15 protein-coding genes are annotated in these 15,960 nt (G+C 54.5%); 8 read left to right on the forward strand and 7 right to left on the reverse strand.

What is annotated here, in order from left to right:
• Window positions 1–83: 83 nt before the first annotated feature.
• Both DFP98_RS13520 and DFP98_RS13525 read right to left on the reverse strand, forming a co-directional pair.
• Window positions 84–836: an HAD family hydrolase gene (locus tag DFP98_RS13520; RefSeq protein ID WP_116061126.1), complete on the reverse strand. Its 753-nt coding sequence runs from the start codon at window positions 834–836 to the stop codon at window positions 84–86.
• A gap of 303 nt (window positions 837–1,139) precedes the next feature.
• On the reverse strand, window positions 1,140–1,370 hold the full coding sequence (locus tag DFP98_RS13525) for a hypothetical protein (RefSeq protein ID WP_116061127.1): 231 nt from the start codon (window positions 1,368–1,370) through the stop codon (window positions 1,140–1,142).
• 135 nt (window positions 1,371–1,505) lie between these two features.
• Between DFP98_RS13525 and DFP98_RS13530 the strand changes: the two genes are divergently transcribed.
• Window positions 1,506–2,234 (forward strand): phosphonate ABC transporter ATP-binding protein, encoded by a 729-nt coding sequence (locus DFP98_RS13530; protein ID WP_116061128.1) that lies wholly within the window; start codon window positions 1,506–1,508, stop codon window positions 2,232–2,234.
• A gap of 147 nt (window positions 2,235–2,381) precedes the next feature.
• Here the strand turns inward: DFP98_RS13530 and DFP98_RS39050 are convergent, their stop codons facing one another.
• Window positions 2,382–2,519 (reverse strand): DUF6254 family protein, encoded by a 138-nt coding sequence (locus DFP98_RS39050; protein WP_181917670.1) that lies wholly within the window; start codon window positions 2,517–2,519, stop codon window positions 2,382–2,384.
• Between the two features lie 122 nt (window positions 2,520–2,641).
• On the opposite strand from DFP98_RS39050, the gene DFP98_RS13535 reads away from it, so the two are divergent.
• The 4 genes from DFP98_RS13535 (at window position 2,642) to DFP98_RS13550 (ending at window position 7,603) form a co-directional block, all read left to right on the forward strand.
• On the forward strand, window positions 2,642–3,313 hold the full coding sequence (locus DFP98_RS13535; RefSeq protein ID WP_116061129.1) for an MOSC domain-containing protein: 672 nt from the start codon (window positions 2,642–2,644) through the stop codon (window positions 3,311–3,313).
• A gap of 551 nt (window positions 3,314–3,864) precedes the next feature.
• Window positions 3,865–4,869, forward strand: a complete 1,005-nt coding sequence (locus tag DFP98_RS13540; RefSeq protein WP_116061130.1) for a 2-oxoacid:acceptor oxidoreductase family protein — start codon at window positions 3,865–3,867, stop codon at window positions 4,867–4,869.
• 93 nt (window positions 4,870–4,962) lie between these two features.
• Window positions 4,963–7,272 (forward strand): thiamine pyrophosphate-dependent enzyme, encoded by a 2,310-nt coding sequence (locus DFP98_RS13545; RefSeq protein ID WP_116061131.1) that lies wholly within the window; start codon window positions 4,963–4,965, stop codon window positions 7,270–7,272.
• Between the two features lie 19 nt (window positions 7,273–7,291).
• Complete coding sequence (locus DFP98_RS13550) at window positions 7,292–7,603, forward strand: hypothetical protein (RefSeq protein WP_116061132.1); 312 nt, start codon at window positions 7,292–7,294, stop codon at window positions 7,601–7,603.
• Between the two features lie 75 nt (window positions 7,604–7,678).
• On the opposite strand, the gene DFP98_RS13555 is transcribed toward DFP98_RS13550, so the two are convergent.
• Complete coding sequence (locus tag DFP98_RS13555) at window positions 7,679–8,191, reverse strand: hypothetical protein (RefSeq protein WP_246016522.1); 513 nt, start codon at window positions 8,189–8,191, stop codon at window positions 7,679–7,681.
• 159 nt (window positions 8,192–8,350) lie between these two features.
• On the opposite strand from DFP98_RS13555, the gene DFP98_RS13560 reads away from it, so the two are divergent.
• Genes DFP98_RS13560 through DFP98_RS13570 form a run of 3 tightly spaced genes read left to right on the forward strand, consistent with a single transcriptional unit; the run spans window position 8,351 to window position 11,942 of the window.
• Window positions 8,351–8,875: an ADP-heptose synthase gene (locus DFP98_RS13560; protein WP_116061133.1), complete on the forward strand. Its 525-nt coding sequence runs from the start codon at window positions 8,351–8,353 to the stop codon at window positions 8,873–8,875.
• Between the two features lie 57 nt (window positions 8,876–8,932).
• On the forward strand, window positions 8,933–10,897 hold the full coding sequence (locus tag DFP98_RS13565; RefSeq protein WP_116061134.1) for a tetratricopeptide repeat protein: 1,965 nt from the start codon (window positions 8,933–8,935) through the stop codon (window positions 10,895–10,897).
• Between the two features lie 52 nt (window positions 10,898–10,949).
• Complete coding sequence (locus DFP98_RS13570) at window positions 10,950–11,942, forward strand: CobW family GTP-binding protein (protein ID WP_116061135.1); 993 nt, start codon at window positions 10,950–10,952, stop codon at window positions 11,940–11,942.
• Window positions 11,943–12,034: 92 nt separating this feature from the next.
• Here the strand turns inward: DFP98_RS13570 and DFP98_RS13575 are convergent, their stop codons facing one another.
• Genes DFP98_RS13575 through DFP98_RS13585 form a run of 3 tightly spaced genes read right to left on the reverse strand, consistent with a single transcriptional unit; the run spans window position 12,035 to window position 15,828 of the window.
• Window positions 12,035–13,195 (reverse strand): Ger(x)C family spore germination protein, encoded by a 1,161-nt coding sequence (locus DFP98_RS13575; protein ID WP_181917671.1) that lies wholly within the window; start codon window positions 13,193–13,195, stop codon window positions 12,035–12,037.
• A gap of 1 nt (window position 13,196) precedes the next feature.
• Window positions 13,197–14,753: a spore germination protein gene (locus tag DFP98_RS13580; RefSeq protein ID WP_116061137.1), complete on the reverse strand. Its 1,557-nt coding sequence runs from the start codon at window positions 14,751–14,753 to the stop codon at window positions 13,197–13,199.
• Window positions 14,728–15,828 (reverse strand): GerAB/ArcD/ProY family transporter, encoded by a 1,101-nt coding sequence (locus DFP98_RS13585; protein ID WP_181917672.1) that lies wholly within the window; start codon window positions 15,826–15,828, stop codon window positions 14,728–14,730. Before DFP98_RS13585 ends, DFP98_RS13580 begins: the two co-directional genes overlap by 26 nt.
• Window positions 15,829–15,960 lie beyond the last annotated feature (132 nt).

Here is a 15,960-nt window from a genome sequence, read left to right on the forward strand (position 1 = left end):
GGGTTAAAGATAAAACGGGGCTGTTCCTCCAGTCGTTATGCGACCTTTGGGAACAGCCCCGTTATTGTTGCGAGAGGAGCGGCTTAACCCGACTCCTCCATCAGATTAGCGTCCAAATATTGATGGATCGCCGGCGGAACCTGCGTCAACTGCGTAAGGGTGAGCAACGCTCCGCGAGGCTTGGCGTCGATCGGAATGACGTTGTAGGCCCATTCGGCTTCTTGCTTCAAGTACACGGCGTTGATGCCGCAGTGAAGGGCGGGCAGCACGTCCGTTCTAACCGAGTTGCCGATCATCCACGTATGATTGCGGTCGAAGATGCCTCCGGACAAAATCTGTTCCAGCGCATCCGTGTTCTTATGTTGGCGAATGTAGATCCGATTGTCGAAGTAGCGCTCCAGCCGCATGCTTTCGATTTTGCGCAACTGGATCGAGGCATCTCCGCCGGTATACAGATGAAGCTCGTGGCCTTCCGTAGCCAACGATTCCAACGTTTCCTCCATCATCGGATAAGGCTCGATTTCCAGATCGTAAACGCTGTTGCCAAGCTTCCATAGCAGATCCTCTTCGAGAGAGGAGCCGGATCGTCCGGTAACGAGCTGGAAGTGCCGGTAGGTGTCGATCATCGATTGAGGGAAGTGCTCGCTCTGAAAGCCAAGAACATGAACGCCGGCGATGTCGATCTCCGTCTGCTTGGCCGCGATCTCTTCCTTACGGATGCCGGCGGAGCCGAACCAATCAACCATCCGGTCGGCGAAGCGATCCAATATGGAATGAAAATATTTGTTGCAATAGACAAGCGTATCGTCAAGGTCGAATAAAATTTGCTGGTTCATATGCTGCGTTTCTCCTTAAATCCTGATTCGTTTTTCTCATTATGGCTCGCTACGGCGGGTTTGTAAATGAGTGAAAAGAGGAAAACTACAAAGTAACCCTATCGGACAGTCGATGGGCAGGGGGTGAATTGTATGGATAAGAAGCAGTTCAGAAGCTCGAACGGGCCTATGAAGCCATCGGGAGTCAAGGAACATAAGGAAGATCCAGACGTAAAAAGAATGACGCGCTTTCCGCCCAGCTTAAACGGAATCAATAAAAATCTGCCCTGATCAAGCGGGCGGTAGCCGCGTCTTCGTTTTGCTTCATGCATGTTTCAGAATTTTCTCTGCCAGGTTGCGCTTTATTAGACGAATGCGTTGACGGACGTAGAAATCGTAGCTGCCCCCGCTGAGCTCGCGGGGGCTCAGCGTGTTGCCTGTGTCGTTATCCAGGATGACAAGCTTCCCGTCGTCGTAAAATTTGAAGGTCAAGTCTCTAGACGGTCTGGCGCCTCTCTGAGGCTCCAAGTAACGGAGATGTTCGCATTTCACCATCCATTATCCCACCTTAGAAAACAGAATAAGAACTTTTGTTCCTGTTTTTATTATAGCAAACGTTTGTTCGTATGGCAAGGGATGGGATTATACTTTACACTAGATTTATCAAGATTGAAGGGATAGGACACAGCCATGATCGTAATTTCTGGATTGACTCGCACAATACCCGACGGGAAAACGATTCTTAAAGATGTGGACGCGAGGCTGGAGCCCGGAAAGTTCATCGCCGTCGTCGGCTCGAGCGGCAGCGGGAAATCCGCATTGCTGAGAGCGCTTGCGTTAAAAGAAGTGTGGACCTCGGGGGAGTATAAGATAGATGGGAAAGATTTGATGGAGTCCGGTTTTCTGGCGAAGATGCGCTTTAAGCGGCAAATCGCTTATTTGGAGCAGAAGCCGATTCTATACGAAAAAAAGACGGCGCTCAAAAACGTGCTGATAGGAGCGTCCGAGCAAACGCCGATCTGGCGAAGAATTACCGGCATGGTGCGTAGCGACGATTATATGGGCGCAATGGATATGCTTGAGCATGTCGGCCTGATGGAACGGTCGAAGCAAATCGTGGAGCGGATGAGCGGAGGAGAGCGACAGCGGATCGCGATCGCCCGAGCGCTCGTTCACGGCGCCCGCCTTGTACTGGCCGACGAACCTGTCTCCGGTCTGGACCCTCATACGTCCGAGGAGATGATGGCGACGCTCAAGAAGCTGTGCCGCGAGAAAGGGACGACGATCGTCGCCGCCTTGCACCGGGTAGAGCTTGCAGAGAAGTTCGCGGACGAAATCTGGGGAATGCAGGACGGGCGACTGGTTATGACCGCGAGAGGCCGCCGCCTGACGGCGGCGGAGAAGATGCGGCTAACATAGAAGCAAAAAAATGCTTCCTAAGATGGAAGGGACTGTCGAATACATGAGACCGCCAACCATTGAAGCGGAGAGCAATCCAGCCTTTGCTAGGGCTGTTTAGCTGTCCTGTTAGAGTGCTGAATGCCTAATACAAACAAGCGAACGCGTTCAGGTCGTCGAGTCGGGCCTGTCTTCGTTGGCTGTCTCGGCGGACAGCTCGCGAAGCGAAGAAATTTTTCCGTGAGGCTGGGGATTTTGCTTGCGGCTTTTCCAGACGCTTTCTCGGCGACGTTTGGAGGTGGACATGTTGTTCCCGCCTTTCGTTTAATGGGTGAGAAAGATGAATGGTACATCAGTTATCGTGGCGTATCCGGCTTGTGCTTATTCAGCAGTCGTCGCTTGCGGGGGAAGAAGGGAGCAATTGGTGCATGGGCAACGCCGTGACTACGCAGGATTATCCGCTGCTGGCGCTCAATATCGGTAAGGTTCAAGCTGCTATGTATAAAGGCAAAGAGGCGAAATCCGGCATTGCCAAGAGCTCTGTCGAACAGGCGGTGCAACTGACCAAGCTCGGCTTCGAAGGAGACGAGCAAGCCGATCTGGTGCACCACGGAGGACCGGATAAAGCGATATGCGTGTATAGCTACGACCATTATCCCCACTGGGAAAAGGTGCTTGGACATAGGCTCGATTATGGGGCGTTCGGAGAAAATTTCACGGTTGAACGATTGAGCGAACGAGACGTGCGCGTCGGCGATATTTATCGCATTGGTTCTGCGACCGTGCAGGTAAGCCAGCCCAGGCAGCCTTGCTGGAAGCTGGCCATGAGGTGGGGTTTGGACGAGCTTCCTCTGTTAGTGACGAACAGCGGAGCTACCGGTTTTTATTTTCGCGTGCTGGAGACGGGAGTGGTACATGCAAGCGACGAACTGGCGCTGCTGCAGTCTCACCCGCACGGCATAACTGTAGCTGAAGCCAATCGGGTTATGCACCAGGATAGGGACGACGCGGAAGGCATCCGACGCTTGCTTGCCGTGGACGCCCTATCCGAGAGCTGGACGACTACGCTGACTAAACGGTTGGGACGATTGAGCGGCTAAAACGCCGCTCTCGTTTATGGCCGCACCAATAAGACCGCCTCACGAACTTATCTGCCATCTTCGTACCGCAATCGCACCAATAAGACCGCCTCACGAACTTAACCGCCGCCTTCGTGCCGCAAACGCACCAATAAGACCGCCTCACGAACTTAACCGCCACCTTCGTACCGCAAACGCACCAATAAGACCGCCTCACGAACTAATCCGCCATCTCCGTACCGCAAACGCACCAATAAGACCGCCTCACGAACTAATCTGCCACTTACCCGTCATTTTCACATCAATGAGCCAATTCTCCGCCTCCACCATAAGCTCGAAGGAACTGTAAGACGGCAACAAGCAATAGGGCAAGGCTGTAACATCGCGAACATATAATAAGCAAGGGAGGGGAAGGGACGCGGCACAAATTTCAGATAAAGTTTGGCTATATTTGGCGCATTTCCACACGAGAGGAAGGAATTCATCTTTTAAAGGCGAAATAATTAATGTTTGTATATTGTAAATTTTCTGAATGTTCCTTCACCACAAGCGAAAGGGGATTGCAGAAAAACATGGTGACGCTGCCTAAGGTTAATGAGCTCGGTTTTTTTGAAATTCGACTGGAATCGATCGGCGGGCTGGGCGCCAATCTGGCCGGCAAAATGCTCGCGGAAGCCGGGGTGATGGGCGTCGGACTCAACGGCGTCAGCTTCAGCTCCTACGGCTCGGAGAAGAAGGGTTCGGCGGTTAAGGCCCACATCCGGTTCTGCGACATCAACACTCGCATCCGGGACACGTCTCCTGTAGAGCGGCCGCATGTGATCGGAGTGTTCCACGAGAACCTCTCGAAGACGATCAACGTCATTTCGGGAATGCAAGAAGACAGCATCGTACTCGTCAATTCCAAGAAGACCCCGGAGCAGCTCAAGAGCCAGTTGAAGCTCAAGGCCGGCATTATCGCGGTCGTGGACGCCACCGGCATCGCGATGGAGGAGAACAACCGCGTCAACATGGCCATGCTCGGCGGGCTGTTCCGGTTGTGCGAATTTCTTGATGCCGAGTTCATGAAGGGCGTTATCCGCAAGTCGCTTGAGAAAAAGTATCCCGCCGCCGTCCAGCCGGCTTTGAACACCTTTCAGCGCGGCTACGACGAAATGAGCTTTCAGACGTTCGGTCTGGAGGAGGGAGACGAAATGCCGACCTTCGTCCGCATGGACACGCCGGTGCTCGGCTACGAGACGCAGCCGATTGGCGGCCTGATCACGAACCCGGGCAACAGCATCTTGAAGGATTTGAGCATTTCCCGCGCAGGCAAAATGCCGCATTTCGCCGATGACAAATGCATTCATTGCGCGGCGTGCGACAACGTCTGCCCCGATTTCTGCTTCGTTTGGGAGGAACAGTCCGACAAGAAGGGACGCCCGCAAATGTTTCTGCAGGGCATCGACTACCAGTATTGCAAAGGCTGCTTGAAATGCGTTCAAGCCTGTCCGACGGATGCGCTTTCTTCCGAACTGGAGGAAGACGGATACGCGGACGGTCACCGCGTTGCGCACAAGTTCCATTTGGCTATATAAGAGTTTGGCTATATAAGAGGTTTGAACTTTCAGAGATAAAGCCTCTATGTTCTTCATTCAACGAGAACCCGATAGGAAAGGTGGAGTCTGGAAATGTCGATCGATATTCGCCAAGAAGCGGTGAAGCAAGGAACCGTAGAGCAAAGGATCGTCTATGAATCAGGCAACGAGATGGCCGCATACGCCGCACACCAGATCAACTATCACATCATGGGTTATTTTCCGATCTCTCCTTCAACGGAAGTCGCGCAATTTCTCGATTTGATGAAAGCAAACGGCCAACACGACATCGTGCTTATTCCCGCAGACGGAGAGCACGGCTCTGCAGGGGTATGCTACGGGGCTTCGGCAGCGGGCGGAAGGGTGTTCAACGCCACTTCGGCGAATGGCTACCTCTATATGCTCGAACAAATGCCTGTGCAGTCGGGAACGCGGTTTCCGATGGTGCTCAATCTCGTATGCCGTTCGGTCTCGGGGCCGCTCGACATTCACGGGGATCATTCGGATTTGTACTTCGCGCTTAATACGGGCTGGCCGATCGTGCTATGCCGCGATCCGCAAGCCGTGTACGATATGAATATCATCGCGCTTAAGCTCGCAGAGGACCCGGAGGTTCGCCTGCCGGTCATCGTCGCTTCGGACGGCTATTTCACCAGTCATCAGAAGCGCAGAGTAATGACGTTCACTCACCGCGAGGACGTGCAGAAGTTCGTCGGCGAGCATCCGCCGGAAGGGTTCCAGCATGTGCTGGATCGCGACAATCCGATTACGGTGGGCCCTTATATGAACGAGCCCGATTACATCAACAACTGTTACCAACAAAGCATGGCGATGTATCGCGCCGAAGAAGTGTTTGAGCGCATTCAGCAGGAATATGCGGAGCTGACCGGACGGGAATACCCGATTTTGGAGCTGTATCGGATGGAGGACGCCGATGTCGCCGTCTTCCTGCTCAATTCGTCGGCCGAGATTATCAAGGATGTCGTCGACCAGCTTCGCGGGCGCGGCATCAAGGCGGGGGCGATCTCTCCGAACATTATTCGGCCGTTCCCGGCGAAGAGAATCGCGGAGGCGCTGAAGCACGTCAAAGCCGTCACCGTCGGCGATCGTGCCGATTCTTACGGGGGCCACGGCGGCAACATGGTAATGGAGGTGCGCGCCGCGCTTCAGCAGTACGGCAATTCGTCCACGCTTGTCATCAGTCGCATCTACGGCCTTGGGGGCAAAGATTTCTACGCCGAGGACGGTCTGGCTTTGTTCCAGTTCGCGATCGACGCGATGAACAAGGGCTATGTGGAGAAGCCGTTCGACTATCATGGCGCAACGCCCGGCGATCCTACGAAAGCGCCTAAGCGCGTGTTGGAGCCGATGAAATACGAGGATTTGAAAACCGGACTGATTACCGTAACTCCGAACGAGGAGACGGGCAAAGTCAACGTGCGGATTCCGCCGCTGCGTTCGCTGACGAAGAAGCCGAAACGGATTGCTCCGGGACACGGAGCTTGTCCGGGGTGCGGCATTTTCTCGGGGCTCGAGCTGTTCTTCAAAGGAATCGAAGGCGATATCGTCGCCCTGTTCCATACCGGCTGCGCGATGGTCGTCACGACGGGCTATCCGTATTCGGCGCATAAGGCGACATACATTCACAATCTGTTCCAGAACGGCGCGGCTACGCTGTCCGGCGTCGTCGAGATGTTCCATGAGCGCAAGCGCCGCGGAGAGCTGGATCAGTACGGGCTGAAGGACGATTTTACCTTTGTGATGATTACGGGCGACGGTGGAATGGACATCGGCATGGGGCCGGCGATCGGCGCCGCGCTTCGCAACCATAAGATGATCATTCTCGAATACGACAACGAAGGCTACATGAACACAGGAGCGCAGCTCTCGTATTCGACGCCGATGGGACACCGGACGTCGACGTCCAACGTCGGCAAGTTCCAAGGCGGTAAAGTGTTCCATCATAAGGATACCGCGCAGATTATGGCCGCTACCAACATTCCTTACGTCTTCACCGGCAGCGAGGCGAGTCCCCAGGACCTCGTGCGCAAAGGGGCCAAGGCGCAGTGGTATGCGCAAAACGTCGGCCTTGTGTACGGCAAAATCCTGATTACGTGTCCGCTTAACTGGTTATCCGACGACAAGGACGGCTCCGATATTATCGATCATGCGGTGAACAGCTGCTTTTTCCCGCTTTACGAGGTGGAGCGCGGCGTTACGACGATTACCTATAACCCCGAGGAGAAGGGAAAAAGGGTGCCCGTCGCCGACTGGCTCAAAATGATGGGCAAGACAAGACATCTGAACAAACCGGAGTATGCGGAGACGCTGCGAGAATTCGAAGCGGAGATCGAGCGGCGTTGGAACGTGCTGAAGGCGAAGCACGACAATCCTTACCTTTGATGGGGCGGAGGCTGAGAAGATGCCTTACGCATATCGCCACGCGGCCACGGGAACGCTGTTGGCCGCCTGGCAAACGAACGGGTATAAGCTTACTTATTATGGAATCGTAACTTGGGAGAACGTGCCGTCCGCAGCAGCTGCAGCGGAAGCGTTGGCCCAAGCCGGAATCTCTCCGGAGGATACGACAGCAGGCAGACTTGAGGAATGGGAGACGCTGGAACTGACGGAGCATGAGGCGAAGCTTGCCAATGTCAAGCTTCGCAATGACCCGGCCAGAATCGTCTTCTACCGAGACGGTGCGCTCGGAGCCAGTACGGCGCCGAACGTTTAACGGCATTAAACAAGCGTCCTTCGAATCTGGAAGGACGCTTGTTATTTTTGCGATAGTGCACGGGTGGTTGTCTGCCTACGCTTCCGGAAGCAGGGAAGCCGATTTACTGCCGTTGACCGACAGAAGGTCCGACACTTTCTGGAGGCGAAGCACTTCGTTAGGCTTAAGCTCCCGCTGAAAGTAGCCGTATAGATAAGCCGCTTCAAGAAAGCTCAGGCCCGGATAGCAGACGACCTGCTGATGCGAATACGGATTGTCAAGCAGAATTTGCCATTCGCCGTCGCGACCGGTAAGCGGGATGGCGGCCAGCACATCGTTTTTGATGACGAAAATGAGCTCGAGTTCGTCCCAGACGGCATTCCAGGAAGGACTAAACCGCTGCGGCTCGGGAAAAAGCTCGCGGGCTCGGGACAGCTTGCGGTCAATCGTGGCGATCCTGTCGTCTCCGTACGCTTTCAGCTCTGTGCGAAAATCCTCGATAAACCGGTAAAAGGAAAAATATCCTTCCTGCGCGATCCGTTCACTGTACGTTTGCTCTAATTCCTCCGATTCGGTCCGCATATAGTGGAGGAAGGCAGACTCCGACATTCCCGACAGCCCCTTAACGGCAATAATTTGGAAAACTTCAAGAATTATTATAACGCAGCCGCGCCGCCATTCAAAGAACGACGACAGCCGTTTAGGCTTGTGATATAATGTAAAACAATGCGCAAGGCGCGGTTAGAGTTGTGGGAGGGAAATACAAAGATGAGTCGGCGTTTTGTCATCGAGGCCGTCATGATCGCCATATACGGTCAATTGCTCTTGCCGAAGCGTCCTGTCGAGTACAGGATACCGTACACTTCGGTTATGGAGCTCTATGATATGAAAGACAGCCCGGAGCCGGTCATGCCGGAAGCGGACGACGATGCTTACGTGAAGACGAAGATCGGCGAGATGATTGCGTACTTCGAGGATTCGTTTAATAAAAAGAAAATCGAGCGCGCGTTGATGGCGCCATGGCGGGAAAGTCCGCCGCTGCCGATCAACGACAACGTCTCGCTCATTATCGTGAATGCGGCGGAGAACATGCAGTACGGCGAAGTGTTCGATCCGATCGAGACGGAAATTATTTTAATGGCGAATAAGCTGCAGTGCCCGATTCTGACCGATCAGATCGAGTTTCAAGACAAGGTCGTGCACAATTCCGTTCCCGTACAGCTGTTCGATATCGACGATTTCGAATATGCGGTTGAGGAAGTCGCAGAGACTGCGGAAGAGCACAAAGAATAAGAGAGCTGCCGAGTCGCTCGGCAGCTTTTGCGTCAAGCCGGAGGGAGGACGAAGCCGATGCTGTACAGAATCGCCCGCTGGATGGCCAAGAGATTAAGTAAACAGCGGAAGCTGCGGCAATCGATCCGCTGGCACGAGCGCTGGGGAATCGAAAGAATGACCTTGCAGGAGCGTGTCGATTATGCAATGCTGCTGCACGACTACGGAAAGACGGAGCAAGCGGTCGAGTTTCTGACATCTCTTCTGAAGGAGAGAGGATACTCGAAGGCTTATGAAAGACGAGCCCATATTTTCAATGAAATGGGGCGGGAAGAGGAAGCGATCGCCGACCTGGACGCTGCGATCAAGTTGGACCCCGAGCCTTCTATCGTATGGTACACCAGGGCGATTTCGCATAACAATCGCGGGGATTTCGAGCTTGCGGCGCGCGATTTTCAGGAAGCGCTGCTCAGGAGAGAGGATTCCAAAGCTTCCACCTATTACGAATTAGGCAACGTCTATATGAAGATGGGGAGCTACGAGGAGGCGGAGGCTGCTTTCGCAAGCGCTTGTTCGGATGCGGGCAACGCGATTCCTCATTACTATTTCCGGCATGCTCAAGCATTCGAGATGCTTGACAGGATGGACGAGGCGGCTCAAACGTTGGCCCAAGCGACCAGGCTGCAGAAGCAATGGCGCGATGAAGAGCAACAAGGGGCCGCCAATTACAGAGCGAGAACGAACTATTCTCCTACAGCGATCGATACTTTGATTCGGACTGCTGAAGAAGAATACGGCTTCCTTCTCTACGAATCGAAGCTGAGGGAAGCGGCCGGCGATATAGAGAGCGCTCTCGCTTCGATTCGCGAAGCGACCGAACAGTATTCGCCAGGCCCTGATTTGCAGCTTCGCCGAGGACAATTGCTGCGCCTGCTCGATCGTCCGCAAGAGGCGCAGGAAGCGCTGGAACGGCTTGTAGCCGACTATCCGACGTGGCTGCCGGGCCATATGGAACTGAGCGCTCTGCTGCGGTCGCAGGATCGCCCGGACGAGGCGGTACGAGTACTGCTTGAAACGAAACGGCGATACCCCGAGCATCCTGTCGTCCGATACTGGTTGGCGGACGCTTACCGGGAATCCGGTCAAGGGGACGAAGCGCTTCAAGAGAACGAGGAGCTAACGGAGCTTGAGCCGGACGACCCGCTAAATTGGAAGCAGCGCGCCGAAATCCTGATCGATGCCGCCAAGTATCGCGATGCCGATGCTGCCTATACGCAGTCTTTGCAGTTGGAGCAATCCGCGGAATGTTATATGCGCCGAAGCTATTCTCGCTATATGGAAGAGCGTTATGAGGAAGCGATGCTCGACATCCAGGCCGCGGCTGAACTGGACAGCAATCTTCTGAAGGAAAGCAAGACGGCGTACGCGATGGCGGAGCTATACATGGGGATGGGCAATCACGAGCTGGCGGATTCCGAATATTCTCGGGCGCTGGCGCTTGAACCGGACAATCCGCAGATTTACGATCGGCGCGCGCGCTGCCGTTTTGCGGCGGAACGCTGGGAAGCGGCGCTGGAGGACTGCGATCGGGGGCTGCAATTGACAGGGGCGAACCCCAGGCTAACTTGGCTTCGCGGGCTGATCCAATATCGTATGGAGGATCTGGACGGAGCTTTGCACGAGATGACGGCTTACACGGACCTCGTACCGGACGATGCACAAGGCTTTTACAATTTGGGACATATCTATAATCATTTGAATCGGCCTGACGACGCAATCGCGGCCTTCTCCAAGACGATCGAGCTGAGCCCGTTCGACGCTCAGGCGTATCTCGAACGTGCTTCGATCTGGTATCATCATTACTTTGATCGGATTCGCGCGGTCGACGATCTGGCGCAATGGCTGCTGTACGCGGAAACCCGAGCCCGAGACGGGGACCGTTTTGAACTGTTGAGCGAGGTAAAGGGCTTCGACGACGAGATGAGGGAGCGGGCCAAGGACCAGTTTCTTCGGGTTTACGGGAGCTCGCAGTATTTATCCTAAAGTGTGTGATCAAAATCGGACTTGTTGAACTACCTCTAAAAGGGGCTTAACTATGGATCAGCTTATTCCTGTATATGTATTAACCGGCTTTCTCGGCAGCGGCAAAACGACGCTGCTGAATCGTATTCTAGAGGATGGCCGAGTCACGAAAAAGAAAGTGGCAGTGCTGCTTAACGAGGTCGGCGACGCCAACGTAGAGGGCCAATTGCTGGGCAAGGACGTGCCGATGGCGGAAATGCTGGGCGGCTGCATCTGCTGCTCGATCCGCGCGGATCTTGGCATGGAGCTGACGAAGCTTGCTCGCGAGCATCGTCCTGACGTCATTTGGATCGAGACGACCGGTATCGCACGTCCGCTTGAAGTGATGGATGCGGTCACCGAGGCTTCCATGTATGAGAAGTTGGAGCTGCGCGGCGTTGTTGCGGTGGCGGACGCCCGTCATCTGCTTGACCGGGTACGCATAGGCGCAGGCAAAACCTATAAGCTTATGAGAGAGCAGATTGAGGCGGCCGGTTTTGTCGTGCTGAACAAAACCGATCTGGTGGCCCCTGCGGAGCTTGCCGAGCTGGAGGGCTTCATCGCCGACTGGAATCCGCACGCCTGGGCGATCTCTACGGTAAGAACGGAACTCAATCTGGACGCAATTTACCGCATGGATCACAACGTCTCGGCGCCAGCGGAACGACAAGAAGCCATATGTCCTCCAGGGTGTACGCATGATCACGAGCATCGGCACTCTCACGAGCATGCGCATGATTCCACTCATGACCATGTCAAAGCATTAACCTATTATTTACCCGGACCGGTCGACAGCCGCATTTTCGAGGAATGGGTCGCCGGGCTGCCGGAGGGCGTCTACCGAGGCAAAGGCATCGTGACTTTTCGGGATACGTCCAGTCGCTTCCTGTTTCAATACGCCTACCGGGAGAGCGATTATATGCGGATTACTCCGCAGGGAACCGTCCATGACGTCGTCGTATTGATCGGAGAAGGGTTTCCGCGCGAAAGTTTGTTGAAGCAGCTGGAGCGATTATGTCTGGTTTGATGACTAAAAAGAAACAGTGGTACGCTACGGACTATGGAGATCAAGTCTGCGGCTGCCACTGTATTTTTATCTATACAATCATCTGCAGCCCCTCAATAAGGCGTCATTCTTCTTTTCATTTTATACATGCCGCTGGTCGCGATCTTGACCGTCGCTTTCACTTCCCCCAAGCGCGTAGGCGCAAGAGGGGAGCGTCCTCCCGACGTCAGCCGTTTCCAGGTCGGATAGTCGCGGCGATAGAGTCTATGCTCCAGGTCGAGGACGTCGGCGTTCGCCTCCCAGCCGATGCGATGGGTCGTTCTGATCTGTTCCTCGATTTGTTTCCCCGCTATCGTCTCCAGCTCTTTCTCGGACTTTATTTTCCACAATTCCAGCAAGGAAGCGACTGCTTCAAAATCCACATGGAATACGGGCTCGCCGTCCTGCATGGCGATTCGCACCTTCGTGCGCGGCTTGCTCAAACGAAGAGTGGCGATACGCTCGTCCCCTTCGCTCAGCTTTACCCGAGCGCCTTGTTTTCTGTCGACCAACCACCGAACGCCGAGCAGCTTCTCGGCGGGCAGCCATTCCTGGTAATGCGTATTGCGCAGCGCAAAGGCTCCGTTAATTTCCAGCTTTGGATCGGGTTCTCGATTTTGCGTCCACGTATGGTTGGTCACGGACAAGGAGGGAAGCAGGGTCGTCTCCCCGGGCTCGCGAACTTGTCTGAGGAAACGGGATACCCGCATCGGCGCAATGATCGGACGTTGACTGTAATTGGTCTCGGGGGCGTACAGAATGGAATTCATGGGCGACAGGTTAAAGAAAGGCTTGGTCGTAAAAAGCTCTTCGATTTTTTTATCCGTGCCGTAGATCCAGGGCGTATACCGTATTTCAGGATAGCGGATCAAGGAATCGATCAGTCCTAGCAAATCCCCGTTCTTCAAAACTCTGTTCGTTAGCACGATTGAATTCAGATGTCCCCAGAAAACCGTCTGCTGAGTCGTCTGATACAGCTCGATGATGGCTTCCGACAGCGTCTCGCCGCTGGCTCGTCCCACCCACACGAGGGCCGGTCTATCTCCCTTTCCCGCTTCGGTCTTGGCGACGCTGGAGAAATCAAGCTGTTGAACGTATACCTCGTACCGCTTATTCTCGTAATCGATGCCGATGCCGGTAAAATAATTGACGTCCTGCAGAGATTTCACGTCCCAGCACCCTGTCAGCAAGCAGCAGATGCCGATAACCGATGCGCAGAGCAGCCAGTTTCTCATCCTACGTCTTCTCTCCTTGGCGGGTGGAATCATGCGTTCTGTATATGCTCGGCCTTTTCTTATACCATTGCTTGGGAAAAGCCGCAATGGCGAATAGCGACTCCTTGAAGCGAAGCGGGGACAGCGGGGAAAGGTACGGAATGCCGAACGAAGTGAGCGACGACAAATATACGACGATCAGGAACACGGACAGGAAGAAACCCAACATGCCGAAGATGCAGCTTAAAATGAGAACGAACAGCCGGATGAACGTTACCGAACCGCTAAGCGATTGATTGACGAGCGTGAAAGTCGCAACGGCCGTCAGCGCCGCTATGACCAGAGTCGTCGGACCGGTCAGTCCGGCGTTAATCGCCGCGTCTCCCACGATCAGGCCGCCGACGACCGCGACGGTCTGGCCGACCGCTTTCGGCAAGCGCATGCCCGCTTCGCGGAACAGCTCGAACAAGCCGATCATCAGGAACAGGTCGACCGGTCCCGACAACGGCAGCCCGAGACGCGCTACAACGATCGTGGCCAGCAGCGGGAACGGGATTTGATCGAGATTGTAGGCGGAGATCGCGACCCAGAAACCGGGAAGGAAAATCGCCACGATCAATCCGACGATGCGCAGCAGCCGTTCCAGCGCGACGTAATAGAAGGGCAGGTGCATATCTTCCGGCGATTTAAGCATCGTCATTATATTCGACGGAGCCATCAGCACCATCGGAGATCCGTCGACGACGATCGCGAAGCGCCCTCGCAGCAACCCGGCGGCAATATAATCCGGGCGTCCCATGTATTCGATAAGCGGAAACAGGGAATTGGAGGAATCGGATAGCGCTTCTTCGAGCAGTTGGCTCGTCAGGACGCCGTCTACATCGATGTTGCGCAGTCGGCCGCGGACTTCTTCCAGAAGGTCCCGATTCGTAATGTCCGTCATATAGAGCAAGGCGACGGAAGTGACGCTGCGAGCGCCCATTTGGAAGTATTCAACGCCAAGGCTGGGCGTCTTCAACCGTTTGCGCACGAGGGCGACGTTCGTTTCGACCGCTTCCGTAAACCCGTCCCGAGGACCTTTAATCGAAATTTCCGTATTGGACTCGCTCGTCTCCCGTTGCGGGGTAGAGGCCATCTGGACAACGTGCAATTGTTTCGTTTCTTCAAAGAAGAGTACGAGGTTGCCGGAGAACACTTGCTGGATCATGTTGTCCACCGCGCCATGCCCTTCAAGCCGGTAAAAATTATGAGATTGGAAAGGAAGAGAGGCATCGGAAGAATCCTCTTCGGAAGGTGCCCGGGTCAGCAGTCTTCTAAGCTGCGAGTACAGAAAATCGTTCAACTGCCGCCCGTCGATCATTCCGTCGCAATAAACGAGCAGAGGATTCAGAGAGACCGGAGCTTCGTCTTCTTTGTAATACAAGTGAATGTTGACGTCGCCGGAAGCGCAGAACAGCTCGCGCAGCTTCTCTCGGTCGAGCTCACACAGAGAGGGCCGGGGCGGGCCGGATTTGCCGCTTTGCGCATCCTGGATACGATCGGGGTTCGGTGCTTCACGTAACGGTTGCTTGGGTTCCATGGGCTTTCCCTCGTTTCGGGAGAATCATGAGCAGCAGGACAAACGGGAAGGCGTAGAAGAACGTCATGACGATCGGGAAGTATTGGCCGATAAAATGAAGGAAATGCGCATCGCTTATCCGCCCGTCCGTGATGATGACGACAAGCACGCAGCCGACAAGCGCCATTAAGGGAAGTTTGATCTTGCGCCCGGTTAGCTGCAGCAGATCGAACATGAGATAGAAGGCAAGGGCGACGCGAATCAGCGATCCGGACAACCATTGGTAGATCGACAGGAAATCCAGATGGGAGATGAACTTGCCCAACATTAGCATTCTCCACTGCTCGAAGGCCGGATAGCGCTGATCCGCGGCCTCGAAGGGACCGAAGATCGTAATTGCCGCGAGGAGCGGCCCGAAGACGAGCCCGGTTACGGCGAGGGTCAGAATAAGAAGCGCGCGCAGCCGGAACTTTTTGCTGAGATGCTGCTGCAGGGCGAGCAACAAAATAAATTCGACCAGTCCGCCAAGCGTATACTGCGTCCCGCGCAAGATCGACGATGCGTTATTAGAAAATACCGGAAGTAAATAGCTGTAATCTTTGAATTGGAAATTGACGCTCATGACGAATACGCCGAAAGCAACGACGCCCGGCAGCAAGATGCCGGCCGCGATCGCGACCGTTCGCAATCCGGCTGCCGCCGCGACCATGCCGGAGACGACGAACAGAATGACGGTAATCGGATACGGCGTTTTCGGCAAGTAGGTCACTTTGGTCCAAGCTGTCGTATCCCTTACTGTGATGAAAAGAATCGTCGTGCACAACAGGATCAGGGGCAGGATAACGAGCCATGCGACAATGGGGTTGTAATGCTGCTTAAACCATTGATACAGCGATTGCTGCTTGGTCATGTTCATAACCCGATAGACGACGATCGTCCAGAGAATGACCGCGGGAACGGCGAGCAGCGCGCTGATCCAGGAATCTCGGTAGGCGGATTGCAGAATAAGCGGGACGATAATGACGTGATTCGTAATTCCGATAGCCAGATTAAACAAAAAGATGGCCTGAATGATACTGATTTTGACTTGGCGCATGTACGGACGTGTCCCTCCTTTGCGTCCGTATAGTATGAACGAAGAAGCGAGGCCGTATGCAAATAATGGAATCGCCGATCCATTGATCATTCCCGCTGGCTCGAGTATGCTGTAGGAATGCGGGTTGTCCTG

This window comes from Cohnella phaseoli (genome assembly GCF_003386235.1).
GTDB classification, from domain to species: domain Bacteria; phylum Bacillota; class Bacilli; order Paenibacillales; family Paenibacillaceae; genus Cohnella; species Cohnella phaseoli.

Coding starts and splice junctions, on each gene's coding strand:
- DFP98_RS13535 (WP_116061129.1), top strand. CDS start 2,642: ATGGGCAACGCCGTGACTACGCAGGATTATCCGCTGCTGGCGCTCAAT.
- DFP98_RS13565 (WP_116061134.1), top strand. CDS start 8,933: ATGCTGTACAGAATCGCCCGCTGGATGGCCAAGAGATTAAGTAAACAG.
- DFP98_RS13520 (WP_116061126.1), bottom strand. CDS start 836: ATGAACCAGCAAATTTTATTCGACCTTGACGATACGCTTGTCTATTGC.
- DFP98_RS13555 (WP_246016522.1), bottom strand. CDS start 8,191: ATGTCGGAGTCTGCCTTCCTCCACTATATGCGGACCGAATCGGAGGAA.
- DFP98_RS13585 (WP_181917672.1), bottom strand. CDS start 15,828: ATGCGCCAAGTCAAAATCAGTATCATTCAGGCCATCTTTTTGTTTAAT.
- DFP98_RS13570 (WP_116061135.1), top strand. CDS start 10,950: ATGGATCAGCTTATTCCTGTATATGTATTAACCGGCTTTCTCGGCAGC.
- DFP98_RS13530 (WP_116061128.1), top strand. CDS start 1,506: ATGATCGTAATTTCTGGATTGACTCGCACAATACCCGACGGGAAAACG.
- DFP98_RS13560 (WP_116061133.1), top strand. CDS start 8,351: ATGAGTCGGCGTTTTGTCATCGAGGCCGTCATGATCGCCATATACGGT.
- DFP98_RS39050 (WP_181917670.1), bottom strand. CDS start 2,519: ATGTCCACCTCCAAACGTCGCCGAGAAAGCGTCTGGAAAAGCCGCAAG.
- DFP98_RS13545 (WP_116061131.1), top strand. CDS start 4,963: ATGTCGATCGATATTCGCCAAGAAGCGGTGAAGCAAGGAACCGTAGAG.
- DFP98_RS13540 (WP_116061130.1), top strand. CDS start 3,865: ATGGTGACGCTGCCTAAGGTTAATGAGCTCGGTTTTTTTGAAATTCGA.
- DFP98_RS13525 (WP_116061127.1), bottom strand. CDS start 1,370: ATGGTGAAATGCGAACATCTCCGTTACTTGGAGCCTCAGAGAGGCGCC.
- DFP98_RS13580 (WP_116061137.1), bottom strand. CDS start 14,753: ATGGAACCCAAGCAACCGTTACGTGAAGCACCGAACCCCGATCGTATC.
- DFP98_RS13550 (WP_116061132.1), top strand. CDS start 7,292: ATGCCTTACGCATATCGCCACGCGGCCACGGGAACGCTGTTGGCCGCC.
- DFP98_RS13575 (WP_181917671.1), bottom strand. CDS start 13,195: ATGAGAAACTGGCTGCTCTGCGCATCGGTTATCGGCATCTGCTGCTTG.